The sequence below is a fragment of the Leucobacter japonicus genome (genome assembly GCF_001273855.1).
Lineage (GTDB): Bacteria > Actinomycetota > Actinomycetes > Actinomycetales > Microbacteriaceae > Leucobacter > Leucobacter japonicus.
In genome coordinates this window covers 1-405 of the sequence record NZ_JHBX01000124.1, presented here as the reverse complement: position 1 = coordinate 405, position 405 = coordinate 1, and the positions used below count along the sequence as shown (strand labels likewise).

Sequence of the window (405 nt, the reverse complement as noted above, 5' to 3'; positions counted from 1 at the left end):
GGGCATCGCGTTCATGCTGGATTTGACGCGGCGCGGAAAGTTGCGACAACAGCTCTTTGTTCTCAGTTGTGACACGATCCACATGTGATTCGGTATGTGCAAGCTGATCTTGGCAATCGGATAAGCGCTGTTTTCCTAGCTCTACATCGCGACGCAACGTGATGACTTCTTCGCGATTTGCACCGCCATCGATCGGCTCCTTCGTAGTGGGTGGTGTCGTGTCGGAGCTGGTATAGTCGGACAGCACGTCCTCGACCACCTGCTTCATGATGAGTTGTTCATCGAGTGACAAGGTCTGCATAGCATTCACTTGTTCGTCGTTATGGTCACTTTTGAGCACAATGACCAGAACAAGACGAAGAAGCTTGAGCAGATCGGACTTGGACGGCGACCGCTCCTTAGAAG

1 protein-coding gene is annotated in these 405 nt (G+C 52.1%); it reads right to left on the bottom strand.

Translation table 11 applies throughout. The annotated features are described in order from the left end of the window. The coding region (locus AMS67_RS18430; RefSeq protein WP_162230862.1) for a hypothetical protein at nt 1-405 on the bottom strand (405 nt) is incomplete at both ends.